Origin of the sequence: Yersinia sp. 1652 StPb PI (genome assembly GCF_041538345.1) — a bacterium.
In the GTDB taxonomy this organism is placed as follows: domain Bacteria; phylum Pseudomonadota; class Gammaproteobacteria; order Enterobacterales; family Enterobacteriaceae; genus Yersinia; species Yersinia enterocolitica_E.
The window spans coordinates 1-13541 of the sequence record NZ_JAULSM010000002.1 but is presented as its reverse complement, the minus strand read 5'-3'; the positions used below and the strand labels follow the sequence as shown (position 1 = coordinate 13541).

Genomic DNA, 13541 nt, shown 5'->3' with positions numbered 1-13541 from the left:
AAAATGAAACGAATCAATAGGCTACCTACGTTCGTCTTACTTATCAATTCCGTTTCTGTCTACGCGAGCATGGCAAGTAGTGTCACGGATTACAGTTCAGAACTCGAAACAGTACCGGAAAAATCAGTTCAGCTTCAGTCCAGGCAGAACGCCCAGCAATGGGGGCTAAGTGATACTGAATGGCAACAGTATCAGCAACTGCGCCAAGGTAAACGCGGCATACAGTCACCCGGTCTGGACCCTTTAACTATGCTCGGTGTAGAAAGTGAAACGCCATCAGAACGCCGCCGTTTAGCCGAACTGTGGGTGAAAGAAGAATATCAACGAACCGAGAAAGAACTGGCATTTCAACGTGAGGTCAACGCTGCCTGGAGCCGCCTCTATCCGAGGGTATTATCAGTCAATATGGGGTATACCACCGGCATTGCTCAGGATACTCATGGCCGCCTGGCGTTATTTGTGCGTGAAAACTGTGCGCGCTGTGATGCCCGTTTGGCCGCGGTACTGGCCGATAAGCAACCTGTGGATATTTATTTGGTTGGCAGTGACGGAAAGGATAGCCGGGTACATAACTGGGCTATCAGCCGCAATATTCCCGTGGATAAAGTCAGAGCAGGACAAATCACGCTGAATCACGATAGAGGATTATGGCGACAATATGGGCATGGGAAGATGCCGGTTGTTCTGCAAAAAGGGGAGAATGGATGGCAAATTTTCGCATTCTGAACCCTATTTTGCTGATGCTATTGACCAGCTGTATGCCCATATCAGCCAAAGAGTTGCAGCAAATACCCGTTGATTACCATGAGATTGCGGCTGAAGCTCAAGTTCCCGTGGAACTGTTGTACTCTCTGGCGTTGGCTGAAAGTTCCCGGCGCTTTAAAGGGGGAGAGCATCCGTGGCCTTGGACAATTAACGTCGCAGGCAAAGGGTATCGCTATAACACGCGGGAGGAAGCCTGGCAGGCACTAATACAGTTTGTCCGTAAAGCGCCCCTAAAGCGGATCGACGTAGGTATTACACAGGTCAATTTGGGGTGGAACGGCCACCTATTTCCTTCTTTTTATGACGCCTTTGATCCCTCAACTAATCTGCGTGTAGCCGCCCATATTCTCCGCTCCTGCTATGAAACCAGCTTTGGTAGTTGGATAAAGGCGGCGGGGTGTTACCACCATCCCGCCGGTGGGAAGCATGCTGCTAATTATATCGCTATTGTCCGCCGCAAATTAAATACCCTTCCCCCAAGCGATATTGTCTTGATTAATAATCAACTTAGCTGGATCGAGCCAAAATGAAATTATTCTTCAGTGCATTATTGATGTTATCAACCATGCTGCTGCCCCTTGCCAGTGAAGCTGCGTTGACGATAGTAGGCGATCTGGGAGGTGAGTCGACAGCATCTTATTTCGATGCGTTCAATGCCCAACCCAACGCGTTTACACCGCCGGAAAAACAGCCTCAGTTCTCTCCTCCCATCACAGTATCCGTGGCGTTGGCATTACCAGTTCATACCCCAGAACTCAGCCCAGGAGCAGTCACTGCGCGGCCCCTTAAACTTCAGGGGATACCCGCAGTGTTTATTGTTGGCGATGATGATTTGTCTCGGCAATGGCTGTCACTGCGTGGAGAGGAGCTAAAACGCCTTGGTGCGATGGGATTTGTGGTGAATGTTGCTGAGGTGAGCCGTTTACACAGTTTACAAGCCTTGTTGCCAGAAATTGAAATGGCCCCAGTCTCCGGCAGTGATCTTGCCCGGCGACTGCAATTGAGGCACTACCCTTTACTCATCACTGAACAGGGGCTGAGCCAATGATATTCTTGGATGTTTATTCCCGATCACTTGACTGGGAACCACGATGAGCGACAGATATGTGATGGAGTCGTTGTTACGCCCTGCTGTAGAACTGTACTCAGCAGGAATCGCATGGAGTGCGACCTTTATATGTCTAACTGCCCCTTGGGCGCTGGCGTTAGCTCCCTCGGTTAGTTGGGTGACAGCGGCGGGATTTGGGGTGCTTGCGCTGCAAAGAACTCGCCAAGGGCTAAGTATTCTGCGCTATCGGCGCAATATCCGCCGGTTACCACGTTATGAAATGAGTAGTCGGCAAATTCCTGTCAGCCATCGCTACCTGTTTCTGGGGCGCGGATTTCAGTGGACGCAAAAACACACCCAACGACTGTTGGAAGCTCGTCGCCCAGAAACAGCACACTATGTGCAGCCATCAATTCTCTATCGTATGGCCCGCAATCTAGAGAAACGTCTTGAGTACAGTCTGCCGTGGCTATGCCGATTAACACAGGCGGATACCTTTTTAAATCCTGCTCGACCACTGCCACCGGTCGGCGGCAGCCCGATTTACCACGGTGTGGAACTGCATGAAAGTGATGTGCTGTATAACTTGGGAGAACGAGTGGGGCACACGCTAGTGATGGGGACTACCAGGGTAGGTAAGACTCGCTTGGCGGAAGTTATGGTCACTCAGGATATTCGCCGCGGGGACGTGACGGTGATGTTTGACCCCAAAGGGGATGCTGATTTACTGAAGCGCATGTGGACGGAAGCGCGTAGGTCTGGGCGGGAAAATGAGTTCTATGTATTCCACTTGGGCTGGCCAGATCTCAGCGCCCGTTACAATGCCATTGGCCGTTTCAGCCGGATCTCTGAAGTCGCCTCGCGGGTGGCCAGCCAACTCTCTGGCGAAGGGAATTCGGCGGCATTCCGTGAGTTTGCCTGGCGTTTTGTGAACATTATTACCCAAGCCTTGGTCGCGTTGGGCCAGCGGCCTGATTACAATCTCATCCTGCGTTATGTGACCAATATTGGCGAACTGTATGAGACTTATGTCGAGAATCTCCTGACGGTACGAGCACCACTGTTGTGGATAAATGTTCAAAACTTGATGGGGTCGGGCATGCTGAAAGAGCGCAATCTTCCGCGCAATATGCAGGGGCAGGCCAATGCAATGAAAGTCTGGGCGATCGAGACGGTACTCAGCAGCGCTGAAGGCAAAAAACTGTGGGATCCGGTACTGGATGGTTTGCGCAGTGCGGTTCGTTATGACCGCACCTATTTTGATAAAATCGTCGCTTCGTTACTGCCACTACTGGAAAAACTCACTTCCGGCAAAACAGCGGCGCTATTGGCTCCTGATTACAATGATATGAATGACGCGCGACCGATTTTTGACTGGCAGGAAGTGATCCGTAAAAAGGGCATAGTCTATGTCGGCCTTGATGCGCTGTCTGATGCTGAAGTGGCCTCTGCGGTGGGCAACAGCATGTTCGCTGACTTGGTTTCGGTTGCAGGTCACATCTATAAGTTTGGTATCAGTGATGAGATTGGGACTAAAGCGCAGAAAAAAGTGCCGATAAACCTGCACTGTGACGAGTTCAACGAGCTGATGGGCGATGAATTTATCCCATTAATCAACAAAGGCGGCGGTGCTGGCATTCAGGTGACGGCGTACAGCCAAACACTTTCGGACATTGAGGCGCGAGTGGGAAACCGTGCCAAAGCTAATCAGGTGGTAGGTAACTTTAATTCCTTGATTATGCTAAGAGTACGTGAAAATAGTACCGCAGAACTGCTGACCAGCCAGTTGCCGGAAGTTGATGTTTACACCAAAACGCTGGTTTCGGGGGTGACAGATATTACTCACCCTGAGCAGGGGGCTGATTTCACCAGTAATGTACAGGACCGAGTCAGTAGCGTCCGTATGCCGATGGTCACGCCAGCGGACATTATTAACCTGCCCAAAGGGCAAGCATTTGCATTACTGGAAGGGGGGCAATTGTGGAAGATCCGTATGCCACTTACAGATGGCGGCAATGACCCGATGATGCCGGAAAGCATCAGTCGCATAGCAGAACATATGCAACAGAATTACCGGACTGGGGAAAACTGGTGGTTGGGTAGCACACTGCCGTCAGATGCTCGTGCAGCCCCTAAAGCTGAAATTTAATGACTCAGGAGAATACGCCGCCGCGACAACATGTTGAACAGCCTAAAAAACCAGGCTTTTTTATGTCTTTGTTCTGGCATTTACCCTGGACAATAATCGGTATCTTACTGGCATCATGGTTGGTCAGCTTATTGATTGAATATATCGGCCTGACATTTTTCTGGGCCAGTGAAGGGGCGGAACACAGCAGACAAGTGATGCTGACAGAAAGTGTTTATCTATCTGAAATTTTTACCCGTAGCCTCCTGATGTCGGAGCCTGTCACGCTTATCAATTATTGGATTCAACAGGTTTATCAATGGCTGTTGATGGACAGCGGTTTTATTCGCTGGCTAAACGAGGGGCGACAGATAAAAGCGCAAACAGGAGCGGTTCAGTCGCTCAATCGTTTGGGTCACTGGCTGGCAATAGCACTCGGGGAGTATCTACAGGCGACAGTCTATGTCACCGTCATCTTCGCCATCCGCATAGCGATTCTGGTGCTGTCTATTCCGCTGTTTATTATGGTGTGTGTCACTGGCATTGTGGACGGTTTGGTTCGCCGAGATCTGCGGCGTTATGGTGCTGGCTACGAATCTAGCTTTGTTTATCATCATGCCAGGCGCTTGGTTAAACCTGCGATGGTTGGGCCTTGCATGCTGTATTTGTCCTGGCCAACAGCGGTGTGGCCTAATTTACTGCTACTGCCAGCAGCGGTGGCTCTGGGCGTGATGGTGTCGGTGGTGGTGGGGGCGTTTAAGAAGTATTTGTAATAACATTTATATTATGTTGACTCTGATCCAAGATCTTGTTCCATTCAGAAACAGTATTCCGGCATATAGAAATCTCTGTACCCAAATGGGTAATCCACACACAATCGCGCCAACGATGGCCGTAGCAGTTTTAGGGACGATGCCTTTAGCTTTGGCAATATACTGGTGTGAGGATGCAACAATAGAATACAAGATACTTAATCTCTTTTTTAAGAATAATCACACATCACGCAGACCTTGATCCTTGGACTGACCCCACACCCGTAGACAAATTCTGTCCTCACGACGAGGCCTGTTCGAAGGCCTCCGGACTGACGCCGCCGAGGTGACTGTGGCGCCGGGACCGGTTATAGAAGACTTCAATGTAATCGAAGATATCGGCCCGGGCCAGATCCCGGGTTTTGTATATTCTCTTTCTGATGCGTTCTTTTTTCAGCGAACTGAAGAACGATTCGGCCACCGCATTATCCCAGCAGTTGCCACGTCGGCTCATGCTCGGCGCTAGGTTATTGGCCCGGCAGAAGCGCTGCCAGTCGTCACTGCCATACTGGCTACCCTGATCGCTATGTACGATGACCTCACTGTCCGGTTTTCGACGCCAGACGGCCATCATCAGCGCATCCAGCGCCAGTTCACGTGACAACGTGGGTTTCATTGACCAGCCCACCACGTTACGGGCGAAGAGATCGATAACCACCGCCAGATACAGCCAGCCCTGCCAGGTGCGGATGTAAGTAATATCGGTGATCCAGACCTGATTGGCCCGGACAACAGTAAACTGCCGCTGCACGCGATTAGGGGCAACCACTGAAGGTCTGCCAACGATACGACGTGGCGCTTTATAGCCGCGTACGGCTTTAATCCGGTTCAGTTGCATAATACGACCCACCCGGTTTTTGCCACAGGTTTCCCCGATTTCGTTCAGGTCGCCATGAACCCGCCGGTAACCGTATACGCCTCCGCTCAGTGCATATGAGTCACGGATAAGCGTCAGCAGGCGCTGGTTATCTTTATCACGCGCCGAGACCGGGTTGTGCAGCCACGCATAGAACCCGGCCCGGGCGACATTGAGTACCCGGCACATCGTCATCACACCCCATACAGTGCGGTGCTCATTGATAAAGCGGTACTTCAGTCGGGCTCCCTTGCAAAGTACCGCGCGGCCTTTTTCAAAATATCCCGTTCTTCTTCGGTGCGTTTTAGCTGCGCCCGTAGTTTCAGGATCTCGCTTTTGGCTTCCAGTAAATCCCGGGCATGCTGTTCGCTGTTATCGGGTTTAATCGCCCGTAGCCACTTATAGAGACTGTGTGCAGAAACGCCCAGACGGTCAGATACTTCGGCGACGGAATAACCGCGTTCCGTTATCTGACGGACAGCCTCTTCCTTAAATTCAGGTGTAAATCGTGGTGTGCCCAGTCCAACTTATAGGGCAGGATCGTCTACCGGGGTGGGGTCAGTCCATATTGCGGGAGAGGCTAAAAAAGCGGGGCAAAAGAAGCGGCTGAGGACGCTGAAAGATCTGGACCGCTCTTCGTTGATGCTGGCTAAAGCCTGCGCACTCCTGCTGGATGAGGTAACTGATGATGCGCACCTCCGAAAATCGATTTTTTCCTGCATTCCCAAAGAAAGACTGGCTGAGTCAGTCAAAATGGTCAACGAGCTGGCTCGGCCGGCAGACAATAATTTCCACGATGAAATGATTGAACAATATGGACGCGTTCGCCGTTTTCTGCCCAGAGTACTACGGGAGTTAACTTTTCGGGCTGCTCCGGCGGGAGAACATACCCTGGCAGCCTTTAACTATTTATCGTCACTAGGCACTTCAAGAAAGCACATCCTTGACGATGCGCCGAAAAATATTATCACCGGTGCCTGGAAACGACTGGTCCTTGACGAAGAAGGCCGAGTGAGACGACCTGGCTATTCACTATGCCTACTGGAACGGTTTCAGGATGCATTAAGGCGGCGGGATATTTATCTTGAGAATAGCGATCGTTGGGGTGATCCACGGTCAAAACTGTTACAAGGGGCAGAATGGCAAGCCCAACGCGTCCCTGTCTGTCGAGCATTAGGTCACCCTGTAAATGCTCGGCAGGCAACAGAAAAGCTGGCTCAGCAGTTGGATTTTGCCTGGAAAACGGTAGCTGATGGTTTTAATGATAATCCGTCAGTTCATATTGACCACGCAGGGAAACATCCTACGCTGACTATCAGCAATCTTGAAAAACTGGATGAACCACCCAGCCTGATAGCTCTCAACAGGCAAGTCAGACGCCTTTTACCCTTGGTGGATCTGACGGAGCTATTGCTGGAAATCAATGCTCATACAGGATTTGCCGAAGAATTTACTCATGTCAGCGAGTCCAATGCGCGAGCGAAAGATCTGCATATCAGCATTTGTGCCGTATTACTGTCAGAAGCCTGCAATATTGGCTTTGAGCCATTGATTAAGCACAATATTCCATCATTAACCCGGCATCGCCTGAGCTGGGTTAAACAAAATTATTTTCGGGCCGAAACGCTTATCAAAGCTAATGCCCGCCTGGTAGATTATCAGGCTACCTTGAGCCTGGCACAGCGATGGGGTGGAGGAGAAGTTGCTTCTGCTGACGGTATGCGTTTTGTTACGCCAGTAAAAACGATTAACGCCGGACCAAATCGAATATACTTTGGCTCCAATCGGGGAATTACCTGGTACAACTTTATTTCCGATCAATTTTCTGGTTTTCACGGCATTGTTGTACCGGGCACCTTGAGGGACTCAATCTTTGTTCTGGAGGGTTTACTTGAACAGCAAACGGGGTTGAATCCACAGGAAATTATGACTGATACAGCAGGTGCCAGCGATTTGATATTCGGCCTGTTCTGGCTGTTGGGATACCAGTTTTCTCCCCGTCTGGCGGACGCCGGAGATGCCGTTTTCTGGCGAGTAGATAAAAATGCGGATTACGGCCCTCTCGATGAACTGGCCCGTGGTTGCATTAATCTGGCACTGATTGAGGCTAACTGGGACGATATGATGCGGATTGCAGGCTCTCTTAAGTTGGGTACTGTACAAGCATCAGAGTTAATCCGCAGTTTATTGAAGAGCACGCGTCCGTCCAGTCTGGCACAGGCCATCATTGAAGCGGGGCGAATAAATAAAACGCTGTATCTGTTGAATTATATTGATGATGAAGATTACCGTCGCCGAATACTAACGCAACTAAACAGGGGTGAAGGAAGACATAGTGTGGCTCGCGCCATTTGTCACGGTCAACGTGGCGAAATCAGAAAGCGCTATCGCGAAGGGCAAGAGGATCAACTTGGATCGTTGGGACTGGTAACAAATGCTACTGTTTTATGGAATACGCTATATATGCAGGAAGCCCTTGGACATATTAATACTGATAGTCATCCTACTGAAATTAATTAAGAAGATATATCCAGATTATCACCATTGATGCATGGCCATATCAATATGTTAGGCCATTACACATTCACCTTGTCTGAAAAGGTGATGAAAGGTGAGCTAAGGCCGTTAAATCAACAGGTTAACGAATATATAGACACTTAGCGTAGGTTTTCGCACCATTGGACCTCAAACCCCGATATCGAATCTATGGTCACTCCCATTTTGCAACACTGATTTTCGACGATATCATTGGCTTGCTTAAATCTATCCGGCGTCTAAATCGCGCCACGATGAGTCTCGCGCCTGATGAACCTCAGAAAAATTATACGGCTTCAGATGAGCCATTCCGATATACAGGTTCCTCAACAGGCCGGTCGGCCGTTTGTATCATCAATGATCAGTATTCGCAAAACCAGATAAGTGTCTGTTTAAACTATTTATTACTGTATAGACTTACGACGTAAACGTCTGTTGCCGCGTCGTAGGCGCTCAGGCTATCCTGGCCAGCTTGTTTGCCAGTGCACAGGTCACAACAAAGTTGCTTTTTCTATACAACAGTTCCCTGACCCAGTCAGCCAGTTTACCTTTTTGGTGTTCCAGTTTTTGAATGAATACTCTGGCACACTGGACCAGTAATGTTCTGATCTTTGTAATACCGCACCATACCGTAAGAACTTTTCCGGGATATGCTGTTCCAGGAGCGATACGATTTCCCGCTGCGTCAGAGTCTCCGTGGCCTGCTCGCCCGTATTGTGGTCGTGGTAGCCGAAGCTCAGCGTGGCACCGCCGGCGTAGTGCGCCAGTCGGGAGCCTGCTATCGGTGGCTTTTTCAGGTAACGGTCCAGGTATTGTACGGTGTTTTTACCGTCCGCCGTCTTTTTTGACATATACACATGCCAGTAATCGCCGCCCACGGTCAGTATCAGGCTGCGCCACTGTGATTCGGTGGTGATATGTGACAGCGAAGACGGCATCGCTATGCCATCAGACCAGACGCTCAGTAGCAACTGGCGGATATTCCACATCCAGCGGTCACGCATGGCATCCTTACGGAAGCTGATTTTTTTCCACTCTCCGTGCTTATTGATACCGCCGGAGGTGACGGAGAAATGAACATGTGGATGCCAGTTAAGTCGCCGACTGTAAGTGTGGATAGCGCAGAAAATGCCGATATCCAGCGCCCGTTTGCCGGCGGCGGACGGCGAGGCGACAGAGGTCGTTAGCAGCCAGCTGTTGACCTCAAACAGGGGCCAGAGAGAATCGGGGAGGGTGAAGAACAGGTGTATCCAGTCGCAGCCCGGCAGGCGGTTAAGCTGGGCGGCAATCCACAGGTCGGTGGCCTTTTTTACTACAGGACGGGTAAGCCCGGCTGTGGCAGGCGTTGGTGATGTATTTTACTTGGTGGCAACTGGGATTATCGCAGCCATATTCCTTCACGCCGCTGATGCGGGTGCCGCAGGCGAGCATTTTGGTGACAGCTTCCACTTCGATATCGCGCAAACCACCGGCGTCGAGGAAAGACGTCCAGCACTGGTTGGCCGCTAACAGTTTTTTGAGCTGGCGGGGCTGAAAGCCGTCAGTAGCGATGAGGGTCATCTGACAGCATTTCCGCTTCGGCGGTATACAAATCGAAATGGCGACAGGAGTGGCAAAACGACACGTAGTGCCACGGAGTACCGGGGAAAAGACGATAGAAGTGCTGAAGTGCTCCCAGAAACACTGAGTGCAGGACGGGTTATTGCCGGCGACGAAGTCAGCGAAAACAGATGAATATAAAAAGTTATTCTGGCGGGCTATGGCTTTGAGGGCCTGTTTTAACATTTTAGTGTGAGCAATCTAATGCTCAGGGGTATGTGGCATGGAAATGCTCTGCTGCAATGAGACTTTGGGTGGTCAAATTCTGCCACACTTCGATTTGCAGCCGCCAGGCTGCCCTGTTCAGTTTTATGAGTATCTAAAATCTAGGTTTTCATTAGATTTATCTCAGGATAAAAGACCATTGCATTTAAGTTGTTGTTATTCCGAGTAAGCCCGAAATCATCGGGCTATCAGTTTAGCACAACAATTATCCAATGTAGCTACACTGTTTTTGCTGAAATCGTGCTATTTCTCTGGCTAGCTCCAAAGTGTTGGCAGGCATTTGCCACCGCCTGTTATGTAGAAATTTTTCTGGCCTTTCATCACAACCAGCAAGTAGAACATCAGCCGCAAACCGTGAACAATTATTACTGAGCACGTTAAATTTATAATTTTCAATTTTATCTTCGATAGTATCCATCATATTACGTATATCTAGTCCTTTGATGTAAACTACACTATCTTGATGAAGCTCGTCACCCCAATGCATAATCTCAGAAATTATAACTTCTACAAGATCAAACGTTTTGACATGCTCATGAAAGAGAGGCTGACCACCACCATAAGCAGAAAAATACGAATATGAATTATCGCGGTGTAACATTATTAATGCACTATGCCCTGCCTTGCGAAAACTTAATAAGCAAACATTATTATTAAATACGGAAAGTTTACTTAGTATATTTTCAACCCTTAGATAACTTTGTTCGCGTTCGCCTGGCTTAATTGTATGCTTGGAATGTATAATTGCTGAAGCATAACATCTTAACCCGCGCATAAACTTATGTTTCTTCAAACCATCATAGCTTTTATTACTCACTCGCACCTCATTAATTTAATGATATTGTATACAGTAATTCAACATTCCTGATGATGTTGAATATGGAACCTGATTTACAAGGTTTTATAAATCCTTGTTAGTTACCACGCAATAATTGCCGGTTAAAATTAACTCGTCGAACATTTCTCCCAAACACACGAACATAGCGTCCTCATAGACGAGCGTCACAGTTTCGCCATTCCTATACTTTACATAACCAAAATCCAGATCTATACTCAGTTCTTGATATATTCCACGCCCTACTCCACGCCCTACTAAGGGTCCTTCACCTTCTAATGTACGCATAGTCCTAAGTGAGGTTTCATTTCGGGCAGTTATTCACTGAATGAAAAGTAAGACTGGCACACAGAGGCTTGGCTCAGTGTTAGAATATCCAAAACATAAGGGTAAAAATAGACTCCCATCGGCACGCCAGTCAGCAGTCCATTTATCACGGTGCTTGAATTAGCGTGGAGATGCATCATAGCCCAACGAATACAAGGTACTCTAAAAAGCCTAAAAATGGGAGGGCATTAAAGACTCAATGTGTATCTTAGAACCGCTTTAAGATAAATCAGGAAATAGCCCTGCCAATTCTGAAACTGATCTTGACCCGCCATCTCCGGACAGCTTTTGTATCTTAAGTTAACGATGCCCGCTGCCGCCGGTATTCTGTCGGGGAGTTATATGGGTGGTTTTCATTGTAATGCGGCTGCAAGGTTTCGCAGGGTTGTTCTCACATCCGGTTTCGACATGAACGCTATATGGGGTCAGTTTGGATATCGAAAATTCCAGGCTGAAGGTCAGAACAATTTGAAAACTAGAATATCGGTTAGAGCGGTATCCACATTACATGGGTAAGATCATGTTTATCATGCAGAAGTTTCGTTTCTGAATGGAGCAGGATCTTGGGGGCTAGTCATTGTTATTGAATAATGGTATTCCTAGTGTAATTTCAAAGAAGATAGACACCGAGCCAAAGCATTTAAAGTGATATTTTGTGCTGTTATGGGCTTTGTTGAATAAATCGAACTTTTGGCCGTAATCAGGATCAGATCACCACATTCTCGATCCTGTAGCGGTATCCCGTGGCAAAACAAAAGTTCAAAATCACCAACTGGAACGTCTACAATAAAGCCCTCGTCAATCGGGGCTCACTGACATTCTGGCTTGATGAGTCGGCCATTCAGGCCTGGTATGACGAACCCAAAACCTCTTCACGTGGTCGTCCACAACGTTATTCCGAGCTGGCCATTTCCACCGTTCTGATGCTCAAACGCGTCTTTCGCCTCACGCTGCGCGCTGTGCAGGGATTCATCGATTCCATTTTTATCCTGATGAAGCTCCCGCTCCGTTGCCCGGATTATTCCTGCGTCAGCAGGCGGGCTAAGTCCGTCAGCATCCCTTTCAAAAGCCCCACACGCGGTGAAATTGCCCATCTGGTTATCGACTCCACCGGCTTAAAAGTTTTCGGTGAGGGTGAGTGGAAGGTGAAAAAACACGGTCAGGAAAAGCGCCGCGTCTGGCGGAAGCTGCACCTGGCCGTGGACGCCGGTACGCATGAGTGACCTGTCCCTGAACAACGTGACTGATGCAGAGGCGTTCCCGGGACTTATCCACCAGACACACCGGAAAATCAGGGTCGCTTCAGCCGACGGGGCTTATGACACCAGACGGTGCCACGACGAACTGCGGCGTAAGAAAATCAAAGCACTTATCCCGCCGCGAACCCGGGCGGGTTACTGGCCGGCTGAATATGCCGACAGAAATCAGGCGGTTGCCCGGCAACGGCTCACGGGAAGCAATGCGTACTGGAAATGGCACACGGCTTACAACCGACGTTCGGTGGCTGAAACTGCAATGTATCGTGTCAAACAGCTGTTTGGTGGGCATCTTACGTTACGGGGTTATGATGCTCAGGTTGGGGAGGCTATGGCCATGATCCGTGCAGGCATGCCAGAAAGCGTACGGATTGCCTGAGAAAGTTAGCGACGAGGGGAGCTTTTATCTAAATCCGATTTATTCAACAAAGCCTAATGGATGCTAAACAATGCGTCAACTACCATCCGACGCAAGCTTAAATCATTATGATCTCGAAAAGACTGAAAGAGTCACGTTTAAGACGTGAAATATCCCAAGAGAAGCTTGGTGTGCTGGCAGGTATTGAAGAGGCAACAGCAAGATCACGCATTTCGCATTATGAATCAGCGCGGTCAAGTCCTAGTTTCAAGGTTGCATGTAATATAGCTAAAGTACTTCACGTCCCAGTATGTTACTTCTATATTGAAAGTGACAGTTTCGCAGAGAGAGTTCTTTGTAGTGGTCAATAAAAACTGGCCACGGCTTTAGAGTTTTTCCAGAACAATCGCTCTGATTCATTTGGCGTCAAACCTCCATTATATTGATGAGGTCTGAGCTGGCTGTAATATCCCGTGATGTAATTTGTTATCGCCATGCTGGCTTCGCTAAAATTTACGTACCCATTATCAGGTACCCACTCTGTTTTCAGGCTTCTGAAGAACCGTTCCATTGGGCTGTTATCCCAGCAATTTCCCCGGCGACTCAGGCTTTGCTTTATCTGATATCTCCACAGTAACTGTCTGAAATTCCTGCTGGTATAGTGACTGCCTTGATCCGAGTGATACAGTAAATTAGCCGGTTTCCCTCGTGCTTCCCAGGCCATCGACAGGGCTTTACCTGTCAGTGCTGAATCAGGGAAAAATGACATCGCCCAGCCAACCGGTTTACGGGAAAAT

General features: G+C 48.9%; 9 protein-coding genes and 6 pseudogenes. 8 read left to right on the top strand and 7 right to left on the bottom strand.

The window, feature by feature from the left end; genetic code table 11:
- Positions 1–3 precede the first annotated feature (3 nt).
- From Q2T71_RS16640 to Q2T71_RS16620, 5 genes are read left to right on the top strand one after another with little or no spacing between them, the layout of a single operon-like run.
- The gene (locus Q2T71_RS16640; protein WP_151431544.1) at positions 4–726 is read left to right on the top strand and encodes a TIGR03759 family integrating conjugative element protein; all 723 of its coding nucleotides are present in this window, start codon (positions 4–6) and stop codon (positions 724–726) included.
- A complete protein-coding gene (locus tag Q2T71_RS16635; RefSeq protein WP_219646631.1) occupies positions 705–1295 on the top strand; it encodes a transglycosylase SLT domain-containing protein in 591 nt (196 codons plus the stop codon). Before Q2T71_RS16640 ends, Q2T71_RS16635 begins: the two co-directional genes overlap by 22 nt.
- A complete protein-coding gene (locus Q2T71_RS16630) occupies positions 1292–1813 on the top strand; it encodes an integrating conjugative element protein (protein WP_186378635.1) in 522 nt (173 codons plus the stop codon). Before Q2T71_RS16635 ends, Q2T71_RS16630 begins: the two co-directional genes overlap by 4 nt.
- 43 nt (positions 1814–1856) lie before the next feature.
- Entirely contained in the window at positions 1857–3962 is a 2106-nt protein-coding gene (traD, locus tag Q2T71_RS16625; RefSeq protein ID WP_372559947.1) for a type IV conjugative transfer system coupling protein TraD, read from the top strand.
- Entirely contained in the window at positions 3962–4714 is a 753-nt protein-coding gene (locus Q2T71_RS16620; protein ID WP_145512356.1) for a TIGR03747 family integrating conjugative element membrane protein, read from the top strand. Before traD ends, Q2T71_RS16620 begins: the two co-directional genes overlap by 1 nt.
- A 280-nt stretch (positions 4715–4994) precedes the next feature.
- On the opposite strand, the gene Q2T71_RS16615 is transcribed toward Q2T71_RS16620, so the two are convergent.
- A protein-coding gene (locus tag Q2T71_RS16615; protein WP_219646639.1) for an IS3 family transposase occupies positions 4995–6130 on the bottom strand; the annotation gives its coding sequence in 2 pieces (ribosomal slippage) (positions 4995–5884 and positions 5884–6130; 1137 coding nt in all).
- Between the two features lie 46 nt (positions 6131–6176).
- Here Q2T71_RS16615 and Q2T71_RS16610 point away from each other — a divergent pair.
- Positions 6177–8270: pseudogene (locus Q2T71_RS16610) on the top strand (Tn3 family transposase); the annotation flags it as partial.
- Positions 8271–8597: 327 nt separating this feature from the next.
- Here the strand turns inward: Q2T71_RS16610 and Q2T71_RS16605 are convergent.
- From Q2T71_RS16605 to Q2T71_RS16585, 5 genes and pseudogenes are all read right to left on the bottom strand, one after another.
- Positions 8598–8765: pseudogene (locus Q2T71_RS16605) on the bottom strand (IS110 family transposase); the annotation flags it as partial.
- Positions 8758–9704: pseudogene (locus Q2T71_RS16600) on the bottom strand (IS91 family transposase); the annotation flags it as partial. The pseudogenes Q2T71_RS16600 and Q2T71_RS16605, both read right to left, overlap by 8 nt.
- Positions 9685–9929: pseudogene (locus tag Q2T71_RS16595) on the bottom strand (hypothetical protein). The pseudogenes Q2T71_RS16600 and Q2T71_RS16595, both read right to left, overlap by 20 nt.
- 244 nt (positions 9930–10173) lie before the next feature.
- A complete protein-coding gene (locus Q2T71_RS16590) occupies positions 10174–10785 on the bottom strand; it encodes a hypothetical protein (RefSeq protein ID WP_372559946.1) in 612 nt (203 codons plus the stop codon).
- 640 nt (positions 10786–11425) lie between these two features.
- Positions 11426–11552: pseudogene (locus Q2T71_RS16585) on the bottom strand (IS3 family transposase); the annotation flags it as partial.
- Between the two features lie 321 nt (positions 11553–11873).
- On the opposite strand from Q2T71_RS16585, the pseudogene Q2T71_RS16580 reads away from it, so the two are divergent.
- Together Q2T71_RS16580 and Q2T71_RS16575 are read left to right on the top strand one after the other, a co-directional pair.
- A pseudogene (locus tag Q2T71_RS16580) lies at positions 11874–12765 on the top strand (IS5 family transposase).
- A gap of 107 nt (positions 12766–12872) precedes the next feature.
- Positions 12873–13115 (top strand): helix-turn-helix transcriptional regulator, encoded by a 243-nt coding sequence (locus Q2T71_RS16575; protein ID WP_145512352.1) that lies wholly within the window; start codon positions 12873–12875, stop codon positions 13113–13115.
- On the opposite strand, the gene Q2T71_RS16570 is transcribed toward Q2T71_RS16575, so the two are convergent.
- Positions 13109–13541 (bottom strand): DDE-type integrase/transposase/recombinase (locus Q2T71_RS16570; RefSeq protein WP_271303989.1); only part of this gene is annotated, 433 nt, incomplete at its 5' end. The genes Q2T71_RS16575 and Q2T71_RS16570 overlap by 7 nt on opposite strands.